The organism is Arthrobacter sp. MYb221, from assembly GCF_002979835.1.
Classification (GTDB): domain Bacteria; phylum Actinomycetota; class Actinomycetes; order Actinomycetales; family Micrococcaceae; genus Glutamicibacter.
Genome location: NZ_PCPW01000003.1, coordinates 251076 through 277462, shown reverse-complemented (window position 1 = coordinate 277462; position 26387 = coordinate 251076). Strand labels below are relative to the sequence as shown.

Sequence of the window (26387 nt, the reverse complement as noted above, 5' to 3'; positions counted from 1 at the left end):
GAGGCGTTCACTTGAACTCGTCGGAATCCAGCATGTCAGAATCATTTATGGATGCGACACTCACCTCGCAGTTGGTGAGCGAGTACTATGGCCAAATCGCTAGAGAAGATGTCGCGGCGTTTACGCCCGACGAGCTCGAGGCGCGAGTAGCCGCACACTTGGAAATCGGATATGGCCGCGACGTTGATACGGCCAATGTATCTATTACCCGCAACAATGGTGTTTCGGTGGTACATATCGTCACCGACGATATGCCGTTCTTGGTTGATTCGGTCACCGCGGAACTGGTCCGGCTTTCAGCCCCAATTCAGCTCGTCGTGCACCCGACTTTCGTGGTCTCCCGCGATCGAGACACCGGACTGATCAAAAAGCTGTCGCACACGGGGTTGCAGCACGTTGCCAGTGGCGATACGGCTGCCTTGTCGGATCTCAGCACGCTGACCTCGCTCGACACCCATACCAAGGTTGAATCCTGGATTTCGGTAGAAGTCGCACGCGACCTCTCCGACGATGAAGCAGTGACGATCGTTGAAAATTTGCTGAAGGTCCTTGCCGACGTGCGGGTTGCCGTGCAGGACTGGCCCGCAATGCTGGATCGTGCAAAGAGCATTGCCCAGACGCTGCCGCAGACCGCCAATGCAGGCGAGATTGCCGATCTCGACCAAGCGGTAGAGCTGCTGAACTGGATGTCGGACGGTCGTTTCACCTTCTTGGGCTACCGCGACTACTATCTGACCACGGAGCACGGGGAAGACGTACTCGTTGCCCGTGAAGGAAGCGGTCTAGGGCTCATGCGATCCCTGGAGGACCAGGGCCCACAGCACCTGACCAAGCGTGGCCGCGCGACGGCCCGCGACAAGCGCGCATTGATCATCACCAAAGCGAACTCGCGTTCCACCGTGCACCGCGGAGTCTACCTGGACTATGTGGGGGTTAAGAGCTTCGATGCCAGCGGCGAAGTCAATGGTGAGCGTCGCTTCATTGGGTTGTTTGCTACCAAGGTGTACACCTCGAGTGTGAAAACCGTACCGGTGGTGCGTGAAAAAATCGAAGCGGTCCTGAAAAGTACCGGATTCGCCCGAGACTCGCACTCCGGCAAGGACATCGTCACGATCCTAGAGTCCTACCCGCGCGATGAAATGTTCCAGATCTCGGTAGACGACCTGACCGAAATTGCATTAGGCATTCTGCGTCTGCAAGAGCGTCGCCGCACCTCGGTCTTCCTGCGCACTGACTCCTACGGGCGCTTTGTGACCGCAATGGTGTATCTGCCACGCGACAGGTTCTCCACCGATGTGCGACAGCGTATCGAAAAAGAGCTGGATTCCAGCTTCAATCCGGTGTCCACCGAATATGAAGCGCAGCTCGGAGCCGGCGCCTTGGTCCGGCTGTTCTATCGACTTCGCCTTCAGCACCATGGGTTGACCCCGGTGGTGGATCGCAAGGCGTTGGAGAATCGAATCGCCAAGGCAGTTCGCTCCTGGAACGACGCGATTACCGACACCGCACGGAATAGTCTCGAACCGGGCGAAGCCAACCACCTGGCCAATTCGTGGGCCGGCGCATTCCCTGCAGCGTACAAGGTGCAATTTGAGATTGAAGATGCACTGGCCGACATTGATCTGCTGGAGGAGCTTGATGCTCCGGATCAGCAAGGACCAGTCGTTTCCTTCTACGATGCTGCCAATGACGAAGATTCCGCTGTCACCAAGCGAATGAAAATCTTTGTAGACCGGCCGTTGCTGCTTTCAGGGATCCTGCCCGTACTGCAGGATTTGGGCCTTGATGTGGTTGATGAGCGCCCGTATGAGCTGAACCCCGAAGGTATCGGCGAGCGGTACATCTATGACATGGGGCTGAAGGTTGATCCAGAAATCGACTTCGCCACCATCGAAACCAAACTTGCCGACGCCTACTCTGCCGTGGTTCGCAACGCCGCCGAATCGGACAAGCTCAATGCGCTGGTGCTGCGTGAAGGGTTAACCTGGCAGGAAGTCGCCATGCTTCGTGCCTACGCGCACTACCTTTTGCAGCTTGGCATTTCGAATTCCACCGGATTCATCGCATCGACCCTGGTCAACAATGCGGCAGTGACACACGGTATCGTCGATTTGTTCCATGCCACCTTCGATCCTTCGCTCTCTGCTGCGGCTTCAACTTCGGCACGGGATCAGGCTCTGGCTCAGATCGACGAAGCACTTGAAAATGTGCCTACCTTAGACGCGGACACGCTGCTTCGCCGTTTCGTAAAGGTCATAGAGGCAACCAAGCGGACGAACTACTACACCGAACGTCTCGCGCTGGCCTTCAAGCTCGCACCCGAAGAGATTGACTTTGCCCCATTCCCACGGCCAAGGCATGAAATGTGGGTCTACTCGCCACGTGTCGAGGGTGTGCATTTCCGGTTTGGTGCGGTTGCCCGCGGTGGCCTGCGCTGGTCCGATCGTCGAGAGGACTTCCGCACCGAAGTGCTGGGTCTGGTCAAGGCGCAGATGGTCAAGAACTCGGTGATTGTGCCTACCGGAGCAAAGGGCGGTTTCTACGCCAAGCAGCTACCTAGTCCGGCAGTAGATCGGGCAGCTTGGATGGAAGAAGGCAAAGCCTCCTACCGCATCTTTATCCGGACCTTGCTGGATTTGACCGATAATCTGGTCACCGATGAAAATGGCGAGCACGTCGAGTCACCAGCTAATGTGGTGCGCCACGACGGGGATGACACCTATCTGGTAGTGGCCGCGGACAAGGGCACAGCAAGCTTCTCAGACATCGCCAACTCGATTTCGCAGGAGAAGGGCCACTGGCTGGGTGACGCCTTCGCCTCGGGTGGCTCCGTAGGCTATGACCATAAGGGCATGGGCATTACCGCCCGTGGCGCATGGGAATCGGTCAAGCGCCATTTCTTCGAGCTTGGTCTGGATACTCAGCGTGAAGAGTTCACCGCTGTAGGCGTTGGCGACATGTCAGGCGACGTCTTTGGCAATGGACTACTGCGCACCCGTACCGTGAAGCTGGTCGCCGCATTCGACCACCGCGACATTTTCCTAGATCCAAACCCGGCGCCGGAAGCCTCCTTTGTCGAGCGCCAGCGCCTATACGATCTTCCGCGCTCCAGCTGGGCAGACTACAACAAGGAACTGATTTCCGAAGGCGGCGGAGTCTACTCCCGCAGCTTGAAGTCGGTCCCGATTGGCGTGCAGGTACGCGAAGTCCTGGGCTTGGACCCCTCGGTCACTAAGCTGAGCCCAAACGAATTGCTCAAGGCGATTCTGTCGGCACCAGTTGACCTGCTCTACAACGGCGGCATCGGAACCTATGTGAAATCCAGCGCCGAAACACACGCACAGGTGGGCGATCGCGCCAACGACGCGATCCGTGTTGATGGCGGCGCAATTCGCGTCAAGGTCATCGGCGAGGGCGGAAACCTGGGCATGACGCAGCTTGGCCGCATCGAGGCAGCCCGCAATGGCGTTATCCTCAATACCGACGCCATCGATAACTCTGCCGGTGTAGATACGTCGGACCGTGAAGTAAACATCAAGATCTTCGTAGACCGGCAGATCAAGGCGGGAAAGCTCACCGCTGAAGAACGCACCGATTTCTTGTTGTCGATGACGGACAATGTGGGCGACCTGGTGCTGCAGGCCAATTTTGATCAGAACGTGCTACTGCTGAACGAAAAGCATGCAGCCAAGGTCTGGGCTCCCGCCTACGAGCGACTGATGCAGTGGCTGGAAAAAAACGCTGATCTGAATCGTGAGCTGGAGTTCCTGCCAAGTAGCGAGGAGCTGGAACAGCGCAAGAGCGCTGGTGAGATGATGACCGCGCCGGAGATTTCGGTGCTGGCCGCCTACGCCAAAATTCAGCTCGCGCATGCGCTGGCTGAATCCGATCTGGCGGATGATCCGTATTACGTAGCGACATTACGCCGCTACTTCCCGCAGCAGCTAGTGGATCGCTTCGGCGATCAGCTGGAAACTCACCCGTTGCGCCGGGAGATCATTGCGACTGTTGTTGCCAATGACATCATCAACATCGGTGGGGTCACCTATGTCTTCCGTGCCATGGAAGAAACCGGTGCAAACGAAGTCCAGATCGCCAAGATGTTCACCGCGTTGCGTGAAATCTATGGTTTCGACCGGCAATTCGCTGCGATCAACCTCCAACCCGCTGGTACGGAGGTGGCGTACTGGGGAAGACAGCATCACGACATGCGTCGCTTGCTTGATCGTACGACGCGTTGGTTCATCAACCGCGTTGATCAGCAGCAGCCGGTCGAAGAAATCGTAGGCAACTATGAACCGATCGTCAGCGAGTTGCGCCAGAGCCTGCCGACGCTGTTGCGCGGGTCGGATCTCGAACGTTACAACGCATGGCAGCTTGATGCGATCAGCAATGGGATCGACGAGCATCGAGCAAGCATGTGGGCCTCTCAGTTCGAATCCTATACATTGTTGGATATCGCCGAACTGGTTGGTCGTACCGAGTATTCGGCACAGCAGGTCGCCGAGACCTACTTCGTGTTGTACAACCAGTTTGGCGCCGACGATTTGCTCAATCGGATCACTAAGCTGCCGCGTTCGGATCGTTGGCAGGCGTTGGCCCGTGCAGCAATGCGTGACGACCTGTATACGACACTCATTGATCTGACCTTGAACGTGTTGGACAACGGTGCGGAGATTGCCGGTCCGGCAGAGCGTGTTGCAGCTTGGGAAGAAGCAAACACGGCTAACCTTGATCGTGCGAAGACAATGTTTGCTGAAGTAAACAGCCTCGGACGCGACGACATGGCGTCGCTGTCTGTAGCCCTTCGCCTTCTGCGTTCCATCGTCCGGAGGTAACACCCCCTAATGGCCCTCATCACCGAGCAACTCCGTCAACAAGCAAACCTCGGGCCCGGTGATGAGGACTGGCTCCACCTGCTGGTGGGGGACTGGCAACTGATCTCAGATCTGGCGTTCGCTGATCTTGTTCTTTGGTTCCCCACCGGCGACGGGTCCTATGTCGCGCTTGCGCACGTACGGCCTTCTACCTCCCACACCGTATTCCACACGGACTTTGTGGGAGAGCGGATCCGTAGAGATTTGCGACTCATGGTCGACCAGGCCTGGGACAGCCAACGCGTGCAAAAATCTGCCGAGCAACCAAGCGCTGATCTGATTTCCGGATTAACTTCGGTCCAAGCCATTCCCTTGGTGCGCCAGCACCGCCCTGTTGCCGTGATCACCTCACACTTTGATCCAAATCAGGCACGTACGCCCTCGAACCTGGAACTCGTGTACCGGCAGAGCGCCGAGGACCTTCTCACCATGGGAACCCGCGGGCTGTGGCCGGACTTCGCAAGCCCTACCGGCTCACGCCGCGGCGCGCCGCGTGTCGGTGATGGATTCATCAGGCTCAACGTCAACGGGGTGGTCGAATACGCCAGCCCGAACGCAGTGTCGGCTTTCCGCCGGCTAGGGGCGGCCGAAGTTCTTCAAGGTCAACCGCTCGCGGATCTCACCATGGCCCTGGTCAGTGACCGGCGCGTTGTCGATGAGACGCTACCACTGGTGCTGCAAGGCAAAATGCCTTGGCGTACCGAAGTCGAATTTTCCGGGGTCACCCTGTCTCTTCGTGCAATCCCGCTTCGAGACGAATCGAAACGTTGGGGTGCCCTAGTGCTTTGCCGTGATGTCACTGAGCTCAGACGTCGCGAGAAGGAACTTGTCACCAAAGACGCGACGATTCGCGAGATTCACCACAGGGTAAAAAATAATCTGCAGACCGTGGCGGCTCTATTGCGCATGCAATCGCGGCGGATGAACTCAGTCGAGGGTCAGCAAGGACTCGAACAGGCTATGCGGCGCGTTTCAACTATCGCATCGGTTCACGATTTCTTGTCCAAGGGCCTGAACGAAACCGTCAAATTTGATGACCTGATGGATCGTCAGTTCCGGCTCATTGTCGAAATTGCCTCTCCGGGTCAGCGCGTTGCTACGCGGCGCGAAGGCGAATTCGGAATGCTCGATGCCGATTTGGCCACACCACTGTCGTTGGTTATCAACGAACTGGTGACAAACGCGGTGGAGCATGGATTAGCTAACAGGGATGGCGAAGTTGGACTCCTCGCGAATCGGTACCGCGGACATGACGGTAAAGATTGGCTGCGCGTGGTGATTCAAGATGACGGACATGGCCTGCCAGACGGTCCACGGCGTGAAGGTTTGGGATTGCAGATCGTGCGCACCTTGGTCACCAGCGAATTATCTGGTGAAATCCAGTGGGTGCAATCTGAACCGCAAGGAACAAAGGTTGTCATAGAAATGCCGCTACACCGCAACCGGCGCGAGCAGTACACGGCATAGGCGAAGAAGTAATTTGTTAAAGAGTAGTGGGGGCAAGTTCCTAAAGAACTTGCCCCCACTACTCTTTGGGTTTAGCTGTACTGCTTCATCAAAGATTTGACGCTCGCGACGTAACGCTTGGTGTCTTCGAACATCCCGTACTTTCGGACTCCTCCGAGTCCTTGATAGTACGAAGCAATTGCATCATCCAAGCTATCGGTGTTATCCAGATTGAAACGGATCGTGGCCACGCCAGCAGCGACATTGTCCTGTGGCTTCAGCAAATTCAGATCGCGTCCGAGCCGGGACGACATCCACTCGCCGGTGCTCGGAATAACCTGCATGGCGCCCAAGGCGTTGGCGGGGGAGACTGCACGCATGTTGAAGCCAGATTCCTGCATGGCGTGTGCCATGGCAAGTGCAGGGTCAACACCCATGCTGTTAGCGGTCGAACGGATCATGGCTTTCATTTCATCACGGCTTGGGACCGAGACGGAATCTAAGTAGTTCTTGTTCTGATTGGCATCATTGACGGTGGCATCCGGATAGGTGCGCCCCTCAAAAGTATTGCCGATCTTGCGGTCTTCCTTCTTCTCGACATTGCCGTTTGGCTGTACCGAGGAACCGGAGACCTTGAGCTTTTCACCAATCTTCAGCGGAGATTGGGTGCTTACCTGAGGGTTCAAGTTAAGCAGCGCCGACAGCTTCATATTGTGCTGGCCAGCGATACCGCCGAGCGTGTCACCGCTCTTGACGGTGTAGGTTGCGTTGCCGGACTTCTTCGGTTCGCTCTTCTTCTCAGAATTTTTGGAACTCGAAGATCCACCAGAAACGATTAGTTTATCGCCGGGAAAGATATGCTTGCCGGCGCTGATGTTGTTCTTGCTCAACAGGGCCGAGAGGCTCATGTTGTGCTTGACTGCGATGCCACCGAGGGTGTCGCCGCTCTTGACCGTGTAAGTAGAAGAGCTTGAACCTGAATTTTGGTTCTTGCTTTCGCTCTTTGGCGAAGAGGACTTGGAGCTGCCCGAAACGGTGAGCTTGTCGCCTGGGAAGATTGGCTTCGAAGCTGAAATGTTGTTCTTGCTCAACAGGGCTGAGAGGCTCATGTTGTGCTTGGCTGCGATGCCACCGAGGGTGTCGCCGCTCTTGACCGTGTAGGCAGAAGAGCTTGAACCTGAGTTTTGGTTCTTGCTTTCGCTCTTTGGCGAAGAGGACTTGGAGCTGCCCGAAACGGTGAGCTTGTCGCCTGGGAAGATTGGCTTCGAAGCTGAAATGTTGTTCTTGCTCAACAGGGCTGAGAGGCTCATGTTGTGCTTGGCTGCGATGCCACCGAGGGTATCTCCGCTTTTGACCGTGTAGGCAGAAGAGCTTGAACCTGAGTTTTGGTTCTTGCTTTCGCTCTTTGGCGAAGAGGACTTGGAGCTGCCCGAAACGGTGAGCTTGTCGCCTGGGAATATCAGCGAGCTAGCAGAGATATCATTCTTGCTCAGCAACGAAGACAAGCTCATATTGTGCTTCGCGGCGATTGCCCCAAGCGTATCGCCATTTTTGACCGTGTATGACGAGCTTCGAGTGCTCTGGGACTTTGACTTCTCCTGTGATGAGGAAGCACTGCCCGGAACCTTAAGAGTCTTTCCGGCAATAATAACGTCGTTCTTGAGATTGTTGAGTTTCTTCAACTCGGAGACGGAAGTGTCATACTCCCTGGCAATGCTCCACAACGACGAGCCTGGCTCGACCTTGATTTCCTTGATGCTGCGTTTAGCAGGAAGTCCCATAGTCGAAACACGAGAAGCGAGCAGATGCGCCTTGATATGGTCTTCAGCGATCTTGACGGTCTCTGGTGAGACGCTTTTTGGCGATAAGGAGTTTGGGCTCAGAGTCAATGGAACAGGAGCCGCCTGAACTGCGGGGGCTAGGGCCAGGCTGCCGATCACTGCGGCAGGTATAGCCGCGCCTGCTACGACGCCTAGCGCATGCTTAGCTGCATAGCTCGATTCGTGTGGCATGGGGTCAATCCTCAAATCAGGGGTGTAGGTAACAACTTTCACTCGAACGATGCTAGGTAACGGCACCAATGTTGTTCATGTGGCAATTGTTATCAAAGTGATACATGAAAATTTACACTACTACTGTGGCGCATGGAAACCATTGTGGCTCGTCGGGATTAAAGTTTCTGCACCGTTCACTAATTTGTGGGAACCTTTAGAGGTGAATGAACTTCAAAAAACCGTTGGCCAGTGGCTAACCCTGCCGGACCTAGCCGAAATTCTTGACGTCGATATTCGACGTGTCCACCGCATGCTCGATGAGCGCGCTATCATTTCCGTACGGATCGGTGAGCGTCATGTGCGGTCAATCCCCGCAGACTTCGTTCTTGACGGCGCTGTAGTGGAGAGCCTCAAAGGAACCCTGTCGGTGCTTCAAGACGCCGCATATTCGGATGAAGATGCCATCAAGTGGCTATTTACCGAAGATGAGTCGTTGCCAGGAACACCAATGAATGCCTTGCGCACCGGACGAAAAACCGAGATCCGTCGTCGTGCGCAAGCCCTCGCCTGGTAGGCCCTTCGACAAGACCATAAAGTCTTTATAAAAGAGAGGTCTCGGCCACGTCAACGCATTGGACGTGGTCGAGACCTCTGTTATTTTCCTGAGACCCTACCTAGATCGCGCATTACGCTGACTCACCGAGTAGTACCTCGTTCAAGGCGATTGGAGTTCCAGGAGGATTCGGTGGCGCTTTGCTCAGCTAGCAATCTTTGAAGTAACGGGTTCTTGGAGGCGCGAAGAGTTCATTTGCTTCGCTTAGTGACTGCATCGCTGAGATAATGCATTCCGGCCAAAGGAAGCGGAGCGACATCGATGCGTTCTAGTGCTGCCAGTGACTGCGTAGTCAGATCGCTGATACTGGACTCGGTTTCCCGCAGCGCGCCAGACGCCCGCAAAATATTGCTCATTTTGGCAACTTCCACATCGCTTAAGTTTTGGGCACCGAGGCGAGTTTGGATAAACTCGCGTTCCTCCGGGACGGTTAGCGCCAAGGCATGAGCAATCAATTCGGTGCGCTTTCCTTCGCGAAGGTCATCGCCAGCAGGTTTTCCGGTGACCGATGGATCGCCAAAAACTCCGAGAACGTCATCCCGTAGTTGGAAGGCTTCACCCAAGGGCAAAGCGAAAGCACTATAGCTTTCCAAGAGTTCGTCGCTCGCATTAGCCAATGCGCCACCAAGCAAGAAGGGATTCTCCGTCGAGTATTTTGCGGACTTGTATCGAACGATGGTGCGAGCGCGCTTAACTGCCTCGGCCGGATCGTAGGCAGAGCCAGCGGACTCTTCAAGAACGTCCAGATATTGTCCCGCCATGACTTGCAGCCGCATCTTGTTGAAGATCGCCCGGGTGCCTGGCGTTAGGCTGTCAATCCCGGCAAAGACTTCTTCACTCAGAGATAGGCACAAGTCCCCGGTGAGGATGGCGCTCGCTACGCCGTACTGTGCTGCGTTCCCAGTTAATCCGAGCGAAGAATGCTGGGCCTCAAAGCGCTTGTGTACGCTCGGTTTGCCTCGACGAGTATCTGAGTTGTCAATAATGTCATCGTGGATGAGCGCGGCACCCTGGAAGAGTTCTAGAGCTATGCCCAGGCGAACAATATTCTCGTCGTCGGGCTGACCTCCAGCCCCGAGAAACCCCCAATAGGCGAATAGCGGACGAAGCCGCTTTCCGCCACGAGTAAGATCTTGAATGCTGTTGACGATTTCCGTGGCGCTGGCAGTAATCTGAGCAACTTCTTCGCTTTTTGACGACAAGAAGTCTTCCAGGCGATGAGCGACCGCATCGGTGTACGTGCGGCTCACCTCCCCGGCTTCTGACACGAGGGCTGACAGAGATTCAGACGGCGACATGCAAAACCATTTTCTAAGCGTGAACTGCTAACGGATAGTTTCAACTCTACCGTTATCTTTATGGGTTGCTAGCAGAGCGCAGAATGGCCCCATATTGGATTGCTAACACTTGCCAGCCATCCGTCGGTGACGCTCACTAGACTGTAGATATGTCAGTCTTGGAAAACCGCGCGATCTTGCATGTGGATATGGATGCCTTTTTCGTGTCTGTAGAGCTGCGCGAGCGTCCCGAGTTAAGGCATGAACCGGTGATCGTCGGATTTCCAAATGGCCGAAGCGTAGTCTTATCCGCATCCTATGATTGCCGGGCACGCGGGGTGCGATCGGCTATGCCGATGAGCCAAGCAATCGCCTTGATGCCGCAGGCAACGATTATCGAACCGCAGCATGGGGTGTACTCTGCGGTTTCTGCCCAGATCATGAACTACTTTGAGACTATTACGCCTTTGGTTGAGCAAGTAAGTATCGACGAAGCGTTCCTTGACGTCACCGGAAGCATGAGGTTGCTCGGTGGCCCGGTCGCGATCGCTCACCGAATTCGCGCCCACCTGGCCGAGGAATTGAATCTACCCTCCAGCATCGGCATTGCTCGAAACAAGTTTGTCGCAAAACTTGCCTCGACGCATGCCAAGCCCAATGGGCTGATCGTCGTCGCACCAGAACGAACCACGGAGTTTCTGCATCAATTGCCAGTATCGGCGATGTGGGGTGTCGGGAAGAAAACTGGAGAACAACTTCACGCGTTGGCGATCGAAACTATCGAGCAATTAGCCGACGAGCCCCAATCACGTATGATCCAACGTTTTGGTGAACACGGCCGTTCCTTGCACCTGCTGGCCCATGGCATCGATAACCGAGCAGTTCAGACCACAAGGGAAGAAAAGAGCATTTCTGCCGAACATACCTTTGCCGGCGATATTGCAGACCTCGAATTGCTGGAAGAAGAATTGCTCAGACTAGGACACCGGATAGGCCAGCGGCTTCGCGCCTCCAATAAAGCCGCATCCGCAGTGGGCCTCAAACTGAAATACCAAGATTTTACTGGCGTAACAAGATCCCGTACTTTGGCCGCGCCAACAGACTCGTCTTCCGCAATAAGTCAAAGTGCCATCGAACTATTGCGTCGGATGACTCCGTTGCCGCAGCCGGTACGGCTTGTGGGAGTGAAGGCAGAAAGGCTAAGCGACCCTGAGTTGGGCATTCAGCTCAGTTTGGATCCAGCGGAGGGCAAAACCCGCGAAGCTGAGAGGGTTGCGGACGAAATAAGCCAACGATTCCCTGACTCCGGATTAGCTCCGGCCCGCTTCCTTCGACCCAAAGAAAAATAGCTTTAATCGGCGTAGCTATGAAGTTGCCTGAAAGAGCTGAAGATCAACTAGCAGGGTAGCGGTAAAAGAGACTATCCTAATAAGTAGGTAGCAAATACCGATTGGAACGTTTCCAAGTGGTTGTGCGTTATACCTGTAGGCGGTGGATGACCGCTACAGCAGTGATTGGAAGGAGAAGACGATGCCGCTATCAGAGCACGAGCAACGTCTGTTGGAGCAGTTGGAAAAGCAGCTGCACGAAGACCGCCGCTTCGCCTCCAGTATGAAAGCTCCAGCTAGCAGTGGTCGCCTTTCAACGCGCAACATTGCACTCGGCGCGCTTCTGGTCATAGTTGGGCTTGCTGGTCTAATTTATGGCATTTCGCAGCAGCTCATCATCGTGGGTGTTGTTGGTTTCGCCGTCATGTTCGGTGGGGTACTGCTGGGCCTGGCCAAGTCCGCAGCAGGCAAGGTTGGTGGTGCGAAGGCGCCAGCCGATTCAAAATCATCCGGCCCGGGAAACTCGCAGTTCATGAGCGGTCTGGAAGAAAAATGGAATCAGCGCAAGCGGGACCAATCCGACGGCTAGAATCCTTATTTACGAGGTGTAACCCTTTATTGGGGTTGCACCTCTTTTTCTTTTTAACGGTCATTTCAACCGTCGACACGCGCTACGTCGATTCTCGGCAGATTCCTAGGAAACACATTCTCACCGCTTCCTAACGATTCCCCACTTTCCTCCCCGTCTCCCTCCACCGCCCTCCCCATTCACCCAAAAGGCCCGAAAGTAGCGGTATCTCGGTAATTTCTTGGTCGAATTTCGAGGTGCGCACGTTCTCGCCCCTGGAGCCCTCCACAGCGCATGCTGGGAAAAACCCGCCAAAACACGGCATTTTTTATGTCCAACCCCTCGCGAAAACGGTTGGATTGCGTTGACAGTGGAGGGTTGTGGAGTAAAGTGGAGTGCAGTAGAGGGAATTGGGGTTTCCAGCCACTTCACATGAAAGGCGGTGTGCATGTTCCTTGGAACTTACACGCCCCGACTTGATGAAAAGGGCCGGCTGATTCTCCCCGCAAAATATCGTGACGATCTGTCTTACGGACTCGTATTGACCCGTGGGCAGGAGCGCTGCATTTATGTTTTCAGCCAACGAGAGTTCGAGAAGCAGCATGAGCAATTAGCTCAGGCATCGCTTACCTCGCGTAAGGCGCGAGACTATGCACGTGTTTTCTTGTCCGGAGCTTCCGACGAAGTGCCGGATAAGCAAGGACGAGTCACGATTCCTCAAGTATTGCGAAACTATGGAGACCTTGACCGTGAAGTGACGGTCATTGGTGCGGGCAACCGCATAGAAATTTGGGACTCCACGGCATGGCAGCAGTACTTGCAGGAACAGGAAGACGTATTTTCCGAAACGGATGAAGACTAAGGCTCCAACAGGAGCCGGTTTACATCCACATCAGGTAAGAGCGCTGGGTTGAGATCTCCAGCCACCTTCAGGGGGACTTGCTCTGGCTCCACTTCCCCGGAGCCAGATCGAAGATCGCCGTTACAAGGTTGGAGGGGGATCTGAATCCAGCGAACACGACGATAGCGAAAGGGGGCGCAGTGCCGAATCAAGATTCTCAACGACCCGCATCGGAACGACACGTTCCGGTATTACTGGATCGATGTGTCAATCTCTTGGCACCGGGCATCGAACGCGCCAACGCCGCCGGACGCAAGGCAATCGTCGTGGACTGCACTTTAGGAATGGGCGGGCACTCCGAAGCCATTCTCCAGCGCTTTGACAACCTCCACTTGATCGGCCTCGACCGCGATGAACAAGCCCACGAACTTGCAGGTGCACGGCTCAAGCCCTACGCCTCGCGCGTTGATTTGGTTCATGCGGTGTACGACGAAATTTCAGATGTTGTCGAAGACCTCGGCTACCCGGGAATCGATGGTGTCCTCTTTGATCTGGGCGTCTCGTCGCTTCAATTAGACGAACGCGAACGCGGATTCGCCTATTCCTACGATGCACCATTGGATATGCGAATGGACACCTCGGTAGGTCCAACTGCCGAAGATCTAGTCAACGACTTGGACCGTGAAAAGCTGCTGCGCATCATTCGGCAGTGGGGTGAAGAGAAATTCGCGGGTCGAATTTCCACCGCAATCGTCGAAGCCAGGGATAAAGAACGAATCACCACCACCGCCCAACTGGTGGACGTGATCCGAACAGTCGTTCCAGCTGCTGCCGCTCGTACTTCCGGCCACCCGGCCAAGCGGACCTTCCAAGCGTTGCGTATTGCGGTCAATGAAGAACTCGATGTACTGGAGCGGGCTATTCCTGCCTCAATGTCTTCATTGAATATTGGTGGTCGAGTGGTCGTGATGAGCTATCACTCGCTGGAAGACAAGATCACCAAACGTCACTTCGTGAAGGGCTCAACTTCCTCCGCGCCACCGGGCTTCCCGGTCGAGCTGGAAGAGCACAAGGCTGAATTCAAGGTTCTGACTAAGGGCACCGAAAAGCCGAACGAAGCAGAAATTGCAGAAAACCCACGCGCTGCATCGGCCCGCTTACGGGCGGTCGAAAGAGTTCTGAAAAGGAGCTAGCCATGAGCCAACGAGCCCAACGTCGAGTATTGAAGACTGCCGCTATGACCGCACAGCCGGTTGTAGAAGGTAGCGCCGCTCGCGATGTTCGTCCGGAGCCGGTGGCGGCGAGCGAACTGGCTGGCAATGACCCTCGGCAGCGTGTGACGCTCTCGCTCGTTCCTCGAATGAACGAGACGAATAAACGCTCAATGCTCGTCATGGTAATCGCTTTAGTCCTGCTGGCCTTCGCGGTTATGGTCACGCTCGTTTTCATGAATACCTCGGTCGCGCAGCGCCAGTACGACATCGTCTCCTTGCGAAACCAAGAACGCGCGCTCTCTCAGGAGAACCAAGCGTTGTTGAAGGAAGCCCAGTCGTTGTCCGCTCCACAGGCGCTCGCCAAGGAGGCCAAAGCGATAGGCCTGGTGGCTCCGGGAGCACCGGGTCTCGTCGACCTGTCAGACAACAGCATCAAGAAATCAGCCGACAAGGCCGTCACTGCAGAAGGAAACGCCGCAAATTATGCGACGCTCCCGTTGCCAGGACAAAGCATCCGCGAGAAGGCTGACACGAAAAAGAGCGAGTCGAAGGCTCCCGCTCCCACCGTGGGGCAGAATTCCAAGGACGAATCCAAAACCTCTAATGAGGCATCGGATTCCAAGGACTCCACGAAGTCCGAGGCGAAGGAAGAGGCGGCAACTCGCAAGGTCGCTGATGACGGGCGTCCGGTCTTCAACGACAGCGAGCTCAACGGCGGCACGATCCCGGCACCAATGATCAAATCCCCGACGAACTAACTTTCGCTTTCTAAGCTAGGACTACGGCGGTAATTCTCGCTGTCAAGAAACCACGTTGAGGGGACTGAGTATCACCGTGAACTCGACCGCACTGGAAACCGCAAAAAAGCGCATGCGCTTTTTGCTGATCCTATCTTTGGCAGCACTCCTGGCGATTGCTGGTCGGCTATTTTGGGTGCAAGGCATCAACGCTTCCACCGTCGCCGACGCCGCTCAGGCCGATCGTCAGCGCGAAGAAATCATCGCGCCGACTCGCGGTTCAATTGTCGATCGCAAGGGAACCTTGTTGTCGGTCAGCGTGGATCGATACGACCTGGTGATCGATCAGCGTGATCAACGAGATCAAATCCGCCGCGCCAAGCGTGATGGGACTAACGGCAGCGAGTTCATCGGCTGGGACCAGGCGATCCAGGAACTTGCGGAAATTCTTGAGCAGAACCCCGAAGACCTTGCCAAATCGGTTCAGCCGCAGGATGACGCCAAGCCCAAAGGCTACGTGGTTCTTGCCAAGGGAGTCACCCCAGAAGTCAAGAACGAAGTCATGGAAGTTGGCATCCCTCGTCTGACGCCATTACTGCGCAGCGAAAGGCAATATCCGCAAGGCGTCATTGCCGGACCGTTGCTTGGCTTTGTTCGCAATTCCGAAGACCAGACCACCGTGGTCGGCGCCGAAGGGCTCGAACTGAGCCAAGAGGAGCATCTGAAGGGAACCAACGGCAGCCGCAAGATCGAGGTGAGCGCCGACGGCGTGCGCATCCCGGTCACCGAAGTCGAAGAAACTCCCGCGGTCAATGGCCAGGACGTGATGCTCACCATCGATTCCGACGTGAACTATGTGGCCCAGCGTGAAGCCGAAAAGAAGCAGAAAGAATTCAACGCTGAATGGGTTTCGGTCGTCGTCGAAGAAGTGAAGACCGGCAAGATTCTTGCCATCGGCGACTCTGCCCAGCTGGATCCCAACGATCCGGGAGCCACCGACCCGGAATTCCGGCGTTCGGTGGCCATCACCCGTGCCTTTGAACCAGGCTCCACAGGCAAAGCCGCCATCTTCGCCGCGGCGATAGACCAAGGTGCGGTGACTGCGAAGACCGAAATGCGCGTCCCGAACAAAGTGACGGTCACCAGAGAGACGATCCACGACTCGTTGCCGCACGCCACCTATGACATGACCGTGGCCGGAATCTTCGCCCGATCCTACAACACCGGCACGGTGATGGTTGGCAATAAGCTCAGCAACAAGGAACGCTATGACTACATGCGCAAGTTTGGGCTGGGCAGCCCGATCTACCTTGGTCTGAATGGTGCCAGCGCCGGTCAGCTGGCAAAACCCGAGAATTGGGACCGACGCCAGCAGTACACCACCATGTTCGGCCAGGGCTATTCCCAGACGGTGCTGCACACGGCATCGATCTTCCAAGCCTTGGCCAACGGCGGCGAACTGATTGCTCCAAGCCTCATCGAGGGGTACAAGAACGAAGACGGCAGCATCACCAAACCTGAAACCCCGAAAACTACCCGAGTTGTGAAAAAGACGACATCTAAAGAGATGCTCAAACTCATGGAAGGTGTCGTGGAATCCGGCACCGGTACTAAAATGAAGATACCGGGCTACCGGGTAGGCGGAAAGACCGGTACCGGCCAGGCCGCCAGCGACAAAGGCTACGACGGATACAGCTATTCGTTTGCCGGCGTAGCACCACTGGATGACCCGCAATACGTTGTGGTGGCAACCATGTACCGTCCACAAGGCAGCTGGAAGAACTTTTCGGTCGCCGACACGTTCACCGAGGTGATGAGCCACGTGCTCAACACCTACAACGTGCCGCCAAGCTCCACTAAATCTGAGTCGTACGACGTCTTCGTTGGTAAGGAACAAAAGAAACCTTGGTAGTCCAGGAATCAGGCACGCCACGCGAGCTGGAACGTTATTTACGACCCCAATCGGTCAAGGGAATCAGCTTTGACCGGCTCTGCGTGACGGTTGCCGCAACTGCAAAGGACCGAGGTACCGGGCTTAATCCGCACATTACCGGTGTGAGCCTGAACCCGCAGATCGTTCAGCCGGGAGACGTGTTCCTAGCGATTTCGGGTGCCAAACGGCACGGAGCCGAATTCCTTGCGGCTGCGCTCGAACACGGTGCAGTTGCCCTGATCACCGATCCTGCCGGGCTGGAGTTCTTGCCAGCCGAACTGTCAATCCCGGTAGCAGTGGTGCCGAACGTCCGGCAGATAGCCGCCCAAGCCGCTAGCAGCGTCTACGGCACAGATACACGCTGCCCACAGCTGCTCGCGGTCACCGGCACCAATGGCAAAACCACGACAAGCTACATGATTCGCGCGATAACCGAGGCCCTGGGCAGGCACTCAGGCCTCGTGGGCACCATCGAAATGTCTGCTCGCGGCCAGATCATCCCCAGCGTGCTGACCACGCCCGAGGCCACCCAGCTGCATGGTGTCCTGGCGCGGATGCAGGAGCAAGAAGTCGCCACCGTGGCCATGGAAGTCTCCAGCCACTCACTGAGCTATGGCCGAGTGGACGGACTTCGATTTGCGGTCTCCGGATATACCAATCTCACCCAAGACCACTTAGACCTGCACGGTTCGATGGAGGAGTACTTCCAGACCAAGGCGAAGCTGTTTAACTCGCAGCATAGCGAACGCGCGGTGGTGATGGTAGACGATCCGTACGGCCAGCGCTTGGCGGAGCAGGCCCTGATCCCCACCGAATCGCTGAGCCTCGACGCTGCCAACGGGACCGCCGACTGGATAGTCACTGACCTTGCGCCTAGTGCGCTTGGACATAAATTCTCCATCGTGCACCGCGACGGGCGAACCCTGCATGCGCGTACCGGGCTGCCGGGCCTATTCAACGTCGCCAACGCGGCGCTGGCCACGCTCATGGTGCTTAGCAGCGGAGTTGACCTCGATACGCTGCAACAGGTGCTGGAGGAGTTCGAACCGTTGTCCGTGTCGGTTCCCGGACGCATGCAGGTGATCGGCGAAGCCCCGGTTGCCGTGGTGGACTTCGCGCACAATTCCGACGCACTGGCTAAGGCTCTGGACTCGGTACGCACCGGAGAGCAGGGCCGGCGGATCATCGTCTTTGGCGCCACCGGTGAACGCGACAAGACCAAGCGGCCGGACATGGGCGCGGTAGCCGCACGCCACGCCGATATCGTCATCGTCACCGACGACGACCCGCACGGCGAAGACCCCGCACCGATTCGCGAGCAAGTCGCATCCGGAGCGCGCGCTGTCATCGAAGGCGAACGCCGGCAGGTGCAGCTGTTCAACATCGCGCCACGCGCTAAAGCCGTAGAGTTCGCTGTGAGTTTGGCGGGGGTCCAAGATGCGATCCTCATCGCCGGTCGTGGACACGAAGTCAGCCAAGACGTAGCGGGAATTGACGTTGCCCTCGATGACCGCATCGAATTGGCCAACGCCCTAAAACTTCATGGATTTGTGACCATTTACTAGCTCACAGAAGTCCTCGACCACGGCCGCACAAGTGTAAAGTCCTAATTGCCATGATTGATTTGTCCTTCTCCGACCTGCTCGCGATCACCGGGGGTCGCGCGACAGCTTCTGTCGTCCCATCCACCGTCATCTCATCGGTCACCACCGATTCGCGTGACGTGCTTCCCGGAGCCCTCTTTGTCGCCAAGCCCGGTGAGTTCTCCGACGGGCACGCCTTCATCGACAAGGCTCTCGCCGGTGGTGCCGTGCTGGCCTTGGCCGAACGCATCACCTTAGATGACCGGCGGGTCGAGCACCCGGCAATCATCGTCGAAGACGCGGTCGAAGCCATGGGCCAGATTGCCGCGCACATCGTCAAATACCTGAAGACCCGGAACGATGCCGTGGTGATCGGGATTACCGGTTCGGCCGGAAAGACCACCACCAAAGACCTGCTGGCGACGATCTTGGACAAGGTCGCACCGACCGTTTCGCCGATCGGTTCCTACAACGGCGAAGTCGGCGTTCCGCTGACGGTGTTCACCGCCACCGAGGAAACCAAATATCTGGTAATCGAAATGGGCGCCACCGGCGTGGGACACCTGACCTACCTGACCGACATGGTTCGCCCGAAGCTTGGCGTAGTGCTCTGCGTCGGGACCGCGCATGCCGGTGAATTCGGCGGAGTCGAAAACATTGAAAAAGCCAAGGGCGAACTCGTCGAGGCCTTGGACGCCTCCGGGACCGCCTTGCTGAACTTCGAAGATGCCAGGGTAGCGCGCATGGCGGACCGCTCCGGGGGAGCGGTCCGGTACTTCGGCAGCATCCAAGGAAAGCCACAGAACGCCAGCGTTTGGGCCAGCGATGTTGTGGTTAATGCGCAAGGCCAGCCCGAGCTGACCCTCGAATTCGCCGACGGCTACAGCCAGCGGATCACCTCCGGCCTGCTGGGCCGCCACCACGTGAGCAACATTCTCGCCGCCGCGAGCGCAGCCTTTGAACTCGGGATCGCGTCAGCGCAGATCGCCGAGACCCTCGATGGGTTGGCCGCCGGCAGCCGCTGGCGGATGGAGCGCATCGAGCGGGCCGACGGCGTCACCATCATCAATGACGCCTACAATGCAAACCCGGAATCCATGCGCGCCGCGCTACGCACCTTGGCCGAGCTCGGCCTGCCCGATGAGCAGGGCCACGCCCGGCGCACATGGGCGGTCTTGGGCGAAATGCTTGAACTCGGCGACGACTCCCGGCATGAGCATGATGTTCTGGGACGGATCGCGGTACGCATGAACATCAAGAAATTGCTGGTCATCGGCTGGGGCGCGAAACTTGCCTATAATTCGGCGGTGCTTGAAGGCAGCTGGGGAGACGAAGCTTATTTTGTGGAAGATCTAGACGAAGCACGTACCTTGCTTCAAGAGCAGCTACTACCTGGAGATATTGTCCTGTTTAAATCCTCAAATGGGGCCGGTCTGCGGCACCTGGGCGATGACATCGCTGCACTTGTGAAAGAAGGCGAAGACGCGTGATCGCATTGATTCTAGGCGCAGGCATTGCCCTGGTGCTGACCATGGTGGCGATGCCGTTATACATTCGGCTGCTCACCAAAAAGCAGTACGGCCAGGTCGTGCGCGACGACGGCCCCAATTCGCACGCGGTGAAGTCCGGCACCCCCACCATGGGCGGGGTGGTCTTTGTGCTTGCGGTGTTCGTCGCCTACTTTGCCACGCACCTGATCCTCGGATTAATGGGACGCACCTCCTCGGGCATCACCGCTAGCGGTTTGCTGGTGCTGCTGCTCTTTGGCGGAATGGGCCTGGTCGGCTTCCTCGACGACTTCATCAAGATCGCCAAGAAGCGTTCCCTGGGCCTGCGTGCCTACCAGAAGATCGTCCTGCAGGCGATCGTGGGCATCAGCTTCGCCATCCTCGCCTTGCAGTTCCCCAACAGCCAGGGCCTGACCCCGGCGTCCACCGCGATCTCCTTCTTGCGCGACCTGAACATCGATCTGGCCTTTGCCGGACCAATGCTCGGCTTGATCCTGTTCGTGCTTTGGGCAAACTTCATCGTCACCGCCACCACCAACGGCGTGAACCTCACCGACGGCCTGGACGGTTTGGCGACCGGGGCCTCGATCATGGTGTTCAGCGCGTACACCTTGATCGGCATCTGGCAGCAGAACCAGGCCTGCGGCAACGCCAACGCCATGGAAGTCTGCTACACCGTGCGTGACCCGCAGGATCTGGCGCTGCTCGGCGCCACCATCTCCGGTGCGCTGATCGCATTCCTGTGGTGGAACGCCAAGCCGGCAAAGATTTTCATGGGCGATACCGGTTCCTTGGCCATCGGCGGCGCCGTGGCGGCCATGGCCATTCTTTCGCGCACGCAGCTGCTGCTGCTAGTTATCGCCGGGCTGTTCGTGATCATTACCCTGTCGGTAATCATCCAGGTGGGTTACTTCAAGCTTTCCGGCGGCAAGCGAGTGTTCAAGATGGCGCCCCTGCAGCATCACTTTGAGCTCTCCGGCTGGTCCGAAGAGAATGTTGTTATTCGATTCTGGATTCTGGCCGGACTGTTCGTGGCAGCCGGACTGGGTCTGTTCTACTCCGAATGGGTTGTCGCACTGTGAGTGAAAAACTGGCCGATCTGAGAAGTTGGGATGCTAATTGGAAGGGCCTGCGCGTTCTCGTTGCGGGTCTCGGGCTTTCCGGTTTCTCTGCCGCGGATACCCTGATCGAGCTGGGCGCGATCGTCAGCGTCATCGACGGCCGCGACGATAAGATCAACGCCCAGCGCGCCGAAACGCTCAAGCTGGTCGGAGCCCACGAGGTGCTGCTCGGCGAGCAGCACGTCGCTTCGCTGCCACAGGTCGATGGCGCTGCGCCAGACCTGGTGATCGTCTCGCCAGGCTGGAATCCGCGTCACCCGATCTTGCTTCAAGCCGCGGATGCCGGCATCGAAATCTGGGGCGACATCGAACTGGCCTGGCGGGTCCAGAACCGCGCCGGGCGTACCGCGCCGAAGTGGCTGGCGATCACCGGCACGAACGGCAAGACCACCACGGTAGGAATGACCGAGGCCATCTTGCAGGCCGCCGGCCTGCGGGCGATCGCCGTGGGCAACGTCGGCACCCCGATTCTCGATGCGGTGCGCGAACCGGTGGAATACGACGTGTTCGTCGTTGAGCTCTCCAGCTTCCAGCTGCACTACACCCACAGCATTTCGCCGCTCGCCTCGGTGGTGCTGAACATCGCGGAGGACCATGTCGATTGGCATGGTGGATTCGAAGGCTACAAGGCCGACAAGGCCAAGATCTACGAACGCACCGAAGTCGCCGCGATCTTCAACACTGCCGATGCGCCGACGCTCAAAATGGTCGAGAACGCGGATGTTGTCGAAGGCTGCCGGGCCATTGGCTTCTCCACCGACAGCCCAGCGGTTTCCACCGTAGGCATCGTCGAAGGACTGCTGGTGGACCGCGCATTCATCGAAGATCGCCGGACCAACGCGCTTGAACTGGTGGCGCTGAAAGATATCGGCGAGATCGTTCCACGGCATACCGCGGCCAACGCCGCGGCGGCGGCCACCTTGGCCCGCGCCTACGGGGTGGAAGCCGAAGCGATCGCCAAGGGGCTTAGCGGGTTTGATTCCGGAGCGCACCGCATCCAAGCGGTGGCGCGTCGCGATGAGATCTTGTGGATCAACGACTCCAAGGCAACTAACCCGCATGCGGCAAATGCTTCCCTTGCGGCGTTCAGCTCGGTGCTGTGGATCGCCGGCGGCCTGTCCAAGGGCGTGGACTACACCGAACTGGTCAAGGAGCATGCCCAACGGCTACGAGCCGTGCTGCTGATCGGCACGGACAACGATTCGCTGCGTGCGGCGTTGGCCGAACAGGCACCGCAGGTACAGCTGATCGACATTACCGCTCAAGGGCTAGCCGCCGAGGGCGTTGCCCCTAGCGGGACTCAGGTGATGACCCAAGCGGTGCGCAAGGCGGCAGAACTAGCTCAAGCCGGCGACACCGTGCTGATGGCTCCGGCCGCGGCATCGATGGATCAATTCAGTTCCTACGCCCAGCGTGGCAACGCATTTATCAGCGCGGTCAGTGATCTGATGGATGCGGGCACCGAAGAAACCAAGTAAGCAGCGGACGGGACGGGAGGCAGATATGGCGTCACCACGTGGCAAAAAAGCCAAGAACGGAAAGCCTAAAATCTCCCCGATTTCTCGGCTCATCGGCAATATCGAATCCGGTAGTGCCCGGACCGCCTCCATTGACTACATGCTGGTGTTCGTCACCTCCATCGCCCTAGCCGTCTTCGGTGTGCTGATGGTCCAGTCCTCGGCATCGGTCGAGGCGATCGCGCGCGGAAACGATGGCTTTGAGGTGGCAATCTCCCAGGCGATGTTTGCCGCATTGGGGATCGCGTGCATGATCGTCATGCAATTTTTCAAACCAGAGTCCTTGAAGCGGCTCGCCTGGCCGGCGGCAATCATCGCGTTCGGGCTGCTCTTCCTGGTGGCCTTCACCCCGTTGGGCCATGAGGTCTTGGGCAACCGAAACTGGATCCGCATCACCGCCACCGTGGGGCTGCAGCCCAGTGAATTCGCCAAGCTGGCGTTGGCGGTTTTTGCCGCGTTCATGCTGGAAAAGAAACAGGGCATGCTGCACGACTACAAGCACCTGTTCATTCCAGTAGTTGCTCCCGTCGGCGGCGCCATCCTCCTGCTGGTGCTGTGGGGCAAGGATGTGGGTACCGCGCTGATCCTCATCCTGATCATCGCCACCGCATTATTCCTCGGCGGGCTCAAGGTCAAGTGGCTGGCCCTGACCGGCGCCGCGGGTTTTATCGTGCTCTCGGTCTTGGTTTTTGCCTCTAGCAACCGCCGTGCCCGAGTGCTGGCGTGGCTGAACATCGACTGCGGACCCGACGACAGGATCTGCTACCAGTCGAGCATGGGACTTCATGCCTTTGCATCCGGCGGCTGGTTCGGTGTTGGCGCCGGGCAATCACGGTTGAAGTGGTCCTATGTTCCGGAAGCTCAAAACGACTTTATCTTCTCAATTCTTGGTGAAGAGTTCGGCTTTGTCGGAGTGCTCTTCGTGCTGTCCATGTTCGCGCTTTTGGCCTTGGCCGTGTACCGCATTTCGATGCGCGCAAATGACCTGTACACGAAGGTCCTCATGGGGTGCATTTCTTCGTGGATCATTGGCCAGACGTTCATCAACCTCGGCACCGTGAGCGGACTGCTGCCGGTCATCGGCGTGCCCTTGCCGTTCATCTCTTCCGGTGGCTCGGCCATGCTGGCGGTAATGCTGGCCATGGGTTTTGTCCTGTGTTCGGCTCGCGCCCAGAAGGTCGCCGCTTTGGCTACCCTTGTCGAGGATGCCAAGAAGCCCAAAAAGTAGTATTCGCTTACGTTATTGCCTAACAGCCGGTCTTGGACCCAAGGAGTAGAAAAAGCCATGAGTGATCCGATCCGTCTGGTCGTTGCCGGAGGCGGAACCGCCGGCCATATCTCGCCGATGCTGGCGATCGCCGATGCGGTCCGCAAACGGGAGCATCAAGCAGAAATCCTCGCGCTGGGATCCCCGGGCGGACTCGAAACGAAGCTGGTGCCGGAAGCTGGATATCGGCTGGAGCTGATTCCCAAGGCGCCGATGCCCCGCAGTATTTCGCTGGATCTGCTCAAGTTCCCATTTCGATTCCTCAAGGCGCTAAGCCAGGCGAAGCGGACCCTGCGCGTAAGCGGGGCCGAAGCACTGCTCGGCGTGGGCGGCTACGTATGCACACCAGCCTATTTAGCGGCAAAGCAGCTGGGGATACCGACCTTTGTCCATGAGGCGAATTCGGTTGCCGGCATGGCCAATAAGTTGGGTGCCAAACACGCCGTTGCGGTCGGAACCACCTTCGCCAATACGGGGTTACCCAAGGAACGCCAGGTGGGCATGCCGATGCGCTCGAATATTGCGCTGATGGACCGCAACGCGTTGCGCGAGGAAGCACGCGCGTATTTCGGACTCACCGATGAAGCTCCGGTACTCCTGGTCACCGGCGGTTCCTCCGGGGCGCAAAGCCTCAACACCACGACGGTCGCCGCGCTCGATGAGCTGACGGCCGCCGGAATTCACGTGGTGCATATTACCGGCCGCGATAAGCAGGCCACCGATGCCCAGGGAAATCTCTTGGCGCGGCAGGGCTATACGCAGCGCGAATATGTGGAACGCATGGACTACGCCTATGCGGCGGCCGATCTGATGATCTGCCGTTCGGGTGCCGGGACCGTTTGCGAGCTGGCCGTGGCGGGCACCCCCTCGGTATTGGTGCCCTTGCCCATCGGCAATGGTGAGCAGAAGCTCAATGCGCGTGCACTCGTCGCAGCAGGGGGCGCGGTGCTGGTCGCCGACGATGAGTTCACTCCCGAGTTTGTCACCGACACAGTCCTGAACTTGGTCACCGATCAGCATAAACTTGAACAGATGTCGCAGGCTGCCGCCGCCCTGGGGCAGCGAGACGCCGCCGAGCAGATGGCGGCCCTGATTATCGATGAAGTTTCATCCCGCCGTTCAGCGTCGGGTCAGAAAGGCTAAACATGGCACAGCAGCCAGGCGAACACATCGCCGAACTTGGCAAGGTACATCTGATGGGTGTTGGCGGTGTTGGCGTTTCTGCCGTTGCCCGACTGCTTTTGGACTACGGGGTATCGGTTTCCGGCTCCGACGCCAAGGACCTGCCGGTACTCGACGGCTTGCGCGGGCGCGGTGCGCGTATCCATGTCGGCTATGACCCACAGAACTTGGGCGACGCGGACACCGTGGTGATCTCCTCGATCATCAAGCCCGGGAACGCCGAGTACGATGAAGCACTACGCCGGGGACTGCGCATCATGCACCGCTCCGAGGGGCTCGAAGCGACCATGCGCGGCCATCAGCAAGTGGTGGCCATCGCTGGAACCCACGGCAAGACCACCACCACGTCGTTGACCGCCCATATGCTGAAGACCGCCGCGGCAGCCCCGTCTTTTGCCGTGGGCGCGAACATTCCGAGTCTGGGCACCAACGCAGAACTCGGCGCGGGAGCGATCTTCGTCGCCGAGGCGGATGAGTCCGATTCATCGTTCTTGAATTATCGGCCAAATGTCATTGTCGTCACCAACGTCGAAGCCGATCACCTCGACCATTACGGTACGGCGGAAGCCGTGCACCAGGCCTTTGTAGATTTCGCTCGGCTGCTGCCCGCGGATGGCCTGCTCATTTGCTGTGCAGATGATGAAGGCGCCAATGATCTGGCTCGCAAGATGCGCCACGAACGTCCCGAACTGCGGATCCAGACCTACGGTTTCGCCGATCACGCTGACCGTCGGCTCAGCGATGCGCGCGCGCTGGACGACGGGCGTTTTGCATGCACCATCGAATGGGGGAGCGGCGAGAGCCATACGCTGAACCTTGCGGTGCCCGGCCAGCACAATCTGCTCAACGCTGCCGCAGCCCTGGCGGTAGGCATGGATGCCGGGCTCGAAATCGACGATGCGCTTGAGGCATTGGCGAGTTTTGCAGGTGCAGCGCGCCGTTTTGAGTTCAAAGGCGAAGCCGAAGGCGTGCGTGTCTATGATGATTACGCCCACCATCCCACCGAAGTAAACGCCGCCTTGAAGGCAGGACGTGCAGTGGTGGGAGACGGAAAGCTGCATGTGGTGTTCCAACCGCATCTTTTCAGCCGAACCCAAGAGTTCTACCGCCAGTTCGCCCAAGCCTTGTCGCTGGCCGACAGCGTGCGCGTTCTGGAGATCTACCCGGCACGTGAAGAGCCGATCCCCGGAGTCACCAGCGCGCTGATCGCCGAGCGGATCGAAGTGCCAAGCGAAGTGCTCAGCCCGGCGGCGGCGGTGGCCCACGTGGTCGAGTATGCCGAACCCGGAGATGTTCTGATGACCATTGGTGCCGGCGACGTGACCGAACTTGGTTCGCAAATCGTTGCAGCACTGTCCTGCGAATAAAGCTGGGAGCCACC

The 26387-nt window shown here is 57.7% G+C and carries 18 protein-coding genes; 16 read left to right on the top strand and 2 right to left on the bottom strand.

Annotated features, from left to right (window positions below):
• Positions 1 to 32: 32 nt before the first annotated feature.
• Together CQ015_RS05775 and CQ015_RS05770 are read left to right on the top strand one after the other, a co-directional pair.
• A complete protein-coding gene (locus tag CQ015_RS05775; protein ID WP_258133828.1) occupies positions 33 to 4838 on the top strand; it encodes an NAD-glutamate dehydrogenase in 4806 nt (1601 codons plus the stop codon).
• A gap of 9 nt (positions 4839 to 4847) precedes the next feature.
• Positions 4848 to 6344, top strand: a complete 1497-nt coding sequence (locus CQ015_RS05770; protein ID WP_105552443.1) for a sensor histidine kinase — start codon at positions 4848 to 4850, stop codon at positions 6342 to 6344.
• A gap of 71 nt (positions 6345 to 6415) precedes the next feature.
• Here the strand turns inward: CQ015_RS05770 and CQ015_RS05765 are convergent, their stop codons facing one another.
• Positions 6416 to 8335 carry a lytic transglycosylase domain-containing protein gene (locus tag CQ015_RS05765; RefSeq protein ID WP_105649570.1) on the bottom strand — a complete coding sequence of 640 codons (1920 nt, stop codon included), beginning with the start codon at positions 8333 to 8335 and terminating at the stop codon, positions 6416 to 6418.
• A 202-nt stretch (positions 8336 to 8537) separates the two neighbouring features.
• Between CQ015_RS05765 and CQ015_RS05760 the strand changes: the two genes are divergently transcribed.
• Complete coding sequence (locus CQ015_RS05760) at positions 8538 to 8891, top strand: Rv2175c family DNA-binding protein (RefSeq protein WP_096286571.1); 354 nt, start codon at positions 8538 to 8540, stop codon at positions 8889 to 8891.
• A 230-nt stretch (positions 8892 to 9121) separates the two neighbouring features.
• Here the strand turns inward: CQ015_RS05760 and CQ015_RS05755 are convergent, their stop codons facing one another.
• Complete coding sequence (locus CQ015_RS05755; RefSeq protein ID WP_105568868.1) at positions 9122 to 10228, bottom strand: polyprenyl synthetase family protein; 1107 nt, start codon at positions 10226 to 10228, stop codon at positions 9122 to 9124.
• A 149-nt stretch (positions 10229 to 10377) separates the two neighbouring features.
• On the opposite strand from CQ015_RS05755, the gene dinB reads away from it, so the two are divergent.
• The 13 genes from dinB to murC all read left to right on the top strand — a co-directional run bounded on the left by dinB (position 10378) and on the right by murC (position 26373).
• The gene (gene dinB, locus CQ015_RS05750) at positions 10378 to 11556 is read left to right on the top strand and encodes a DNA polymerase IV (protein WP_181148229.1); all 1179 of its coding nucleotides are present in this window, start codon (positions 10378 to 10380) and stop codon (positions 11554 to 11556) included.
• A 181-nt stretch (positions 11557 to 11737) separates the two neighbouring features.
• Positions 11738 to 12124, top strand: coding sequence for a DUF3040 domain-containing protein (locus tag CQ015_RS05745; protein WP_105552440.1), 387 nt, complete (start codon positions 11738 to 11740; stop codon positions 12122 to 12124).
• A gap of 427 nt (positions 12125 to 12551) precedes the next feature.
• Positions 12552 to 12965: a division/cell wall cluster transcriptional repressor MraZ gene (gene mraZ / locus CQ015_RS05740; RefSeq protein ID WP_105552439.1), complete on the top strand. Its 414-nt coding sequence runs from the start codon at positions 12552 to 12554 to the stop codon at positions 12963 to 12965.
• Between the two features lie 179 nt (positions 12966 to 13144).
• The gene (rsmH, locus tag CQ015_RS05735; RefSeq protein WP_105552438.1) at positions 13145 to 14137 is read left to right on the top strand and encodes a 16S rRNA (cytosine(1402)-N(4))-methyltransferase RsmH; all 993 of its coding nucleotides are present in this window, start codon (positions 13145 to 13147) and stop codon (positions 14135 to 14137) included.
• 2 nt (positions 14138 to 14139) lie between these two features.
• The gene (locus CQ015_RS05730; RefSeq protein ID WP_146112413.1) at positions 14140 to 14916 is read left to right on the top strand and encodes a hypothetical protein; all 777 of its coding nucleotides are present in this window, start codon (positions 14140 to 14142) and stop codon (positions 14914 to 14916) included.
• A 76-nt stretch (positions 14917 to 14992) separates the two neighbouring features.
• Complete coding sequence (locus CQ015_RS05725) at positions 14993 to 16807, top strand: penicillin-binding protein 2 (RefSeq protein WP_258133470.1); 1815 nt, start codon at positions 14993 to 14995, stop codon at positions 16805 to 16807.
• Positions 16801 to 18393 carry a UDP-N-acetylmuramoyl-L-alanyl-D-glutamate--2,6-diaminopimelate ligase gene (locus tag CQ015_RS05720; protein ID WP_105649569.1) on the top strand — a complete coding sequence of 531 codons (1593 nt, stop codon included), beginning with the start codon at positions 16801 to 16803 and terminating at the stop codon, positions 18391 to 18393. Before CQ015_RS05725 ends, CQ015_RS05720 begins: the two co-directional genes overlap by 7 nt.
• A 50-nt stretch (positions 18394 to 18443) precedes the next feature.
• On the top strand, positions 18444 to 19901 hold the full coding sequence (murF, locus tag CQ015_RS05715) for a UDP-N-acetylmuramoyl-tripeptide--D-alanyl-D-alanine ligase (protein ID WP_105552435.1): 1458 nt from the start codon (positions 18444 to 18446) through the stop codon (positions 19899 to 19901).
• On the top strand, positions 19898 to 21001 hold the full coding sequence (gene mraY, locus CQ015_RS05710; RefSeq protein WP_105552434.1) for a phospho-N-acetylmuramoyl-pentapeptide-transferase: 1104 nt from the start codon (positions 19898 to 19900) through the stop codon (positions 20999 to 21001). The genes murF and mraY overlap by 4 nt, the downstream gene beginning before the upstream one ends.
• The gene (gene murD / locus CQ015_RS05705; protein WP_105552433.1) at positions 20983 to 22518 is read left to right on the top strand and encodes a UDP-N-acetylmuramoyl-L-alanine--D-glutamate ligase; all 1536 of its coding nucleotides are present in this window, start codon (positions 20983 to 20985) and stop codon (positions 22516 to 22518) included. Before mraY ends, murD begins: the two co-directional genes overlap by 19 nt.
• Before the next feature lie 25 nt (positions 22519 to 22543).
• Positions 22544 to 23785, top strand: a complete 1242-nt coding sequence (locus CQ015_RS05700; RefSeq protein ID WP_105649568.1) for an FtsW/RodA/SpoVE family cell cycle protein — start codon at positions 22544 to 22546, stop codon at positions 23783 to 23785.
• A 57-nt stretch (positions 23786 to 23842) separates the two neighbouring features.
• On the top strand, positions 23843 to 24967 hold the full coding sequence (gene murG, locus CQ015_RS05695) for an undecaprenyldiphospho-muramoylpentapeptide beta-N-acetylglucosaminyltransferase (RefSeq protein ID WP_105552431.1): 1125 nt from the start codon (positions 23843 to 23845) through the stop codon (positions 24965 to 24967).
• A gap of 2 nt (positions 24968 to 24969) precedes the next feature.
• Positions 24970 to 26373 carry a UDP-N-acetylmuramate--L-alanine ligase gene (murC, locus tag CQ015_RS05690; protein WP_105649567.1) on the top strand — a complete coding sequence of 468 codons (1404 nt, stop codon included), beginning with the start codon at positions 24970 to 24972 and terminating at the stop codon, positions 26371 to 26373.
• Positions 26374 to 26387 lie beyond the last annotated feature (14 nt).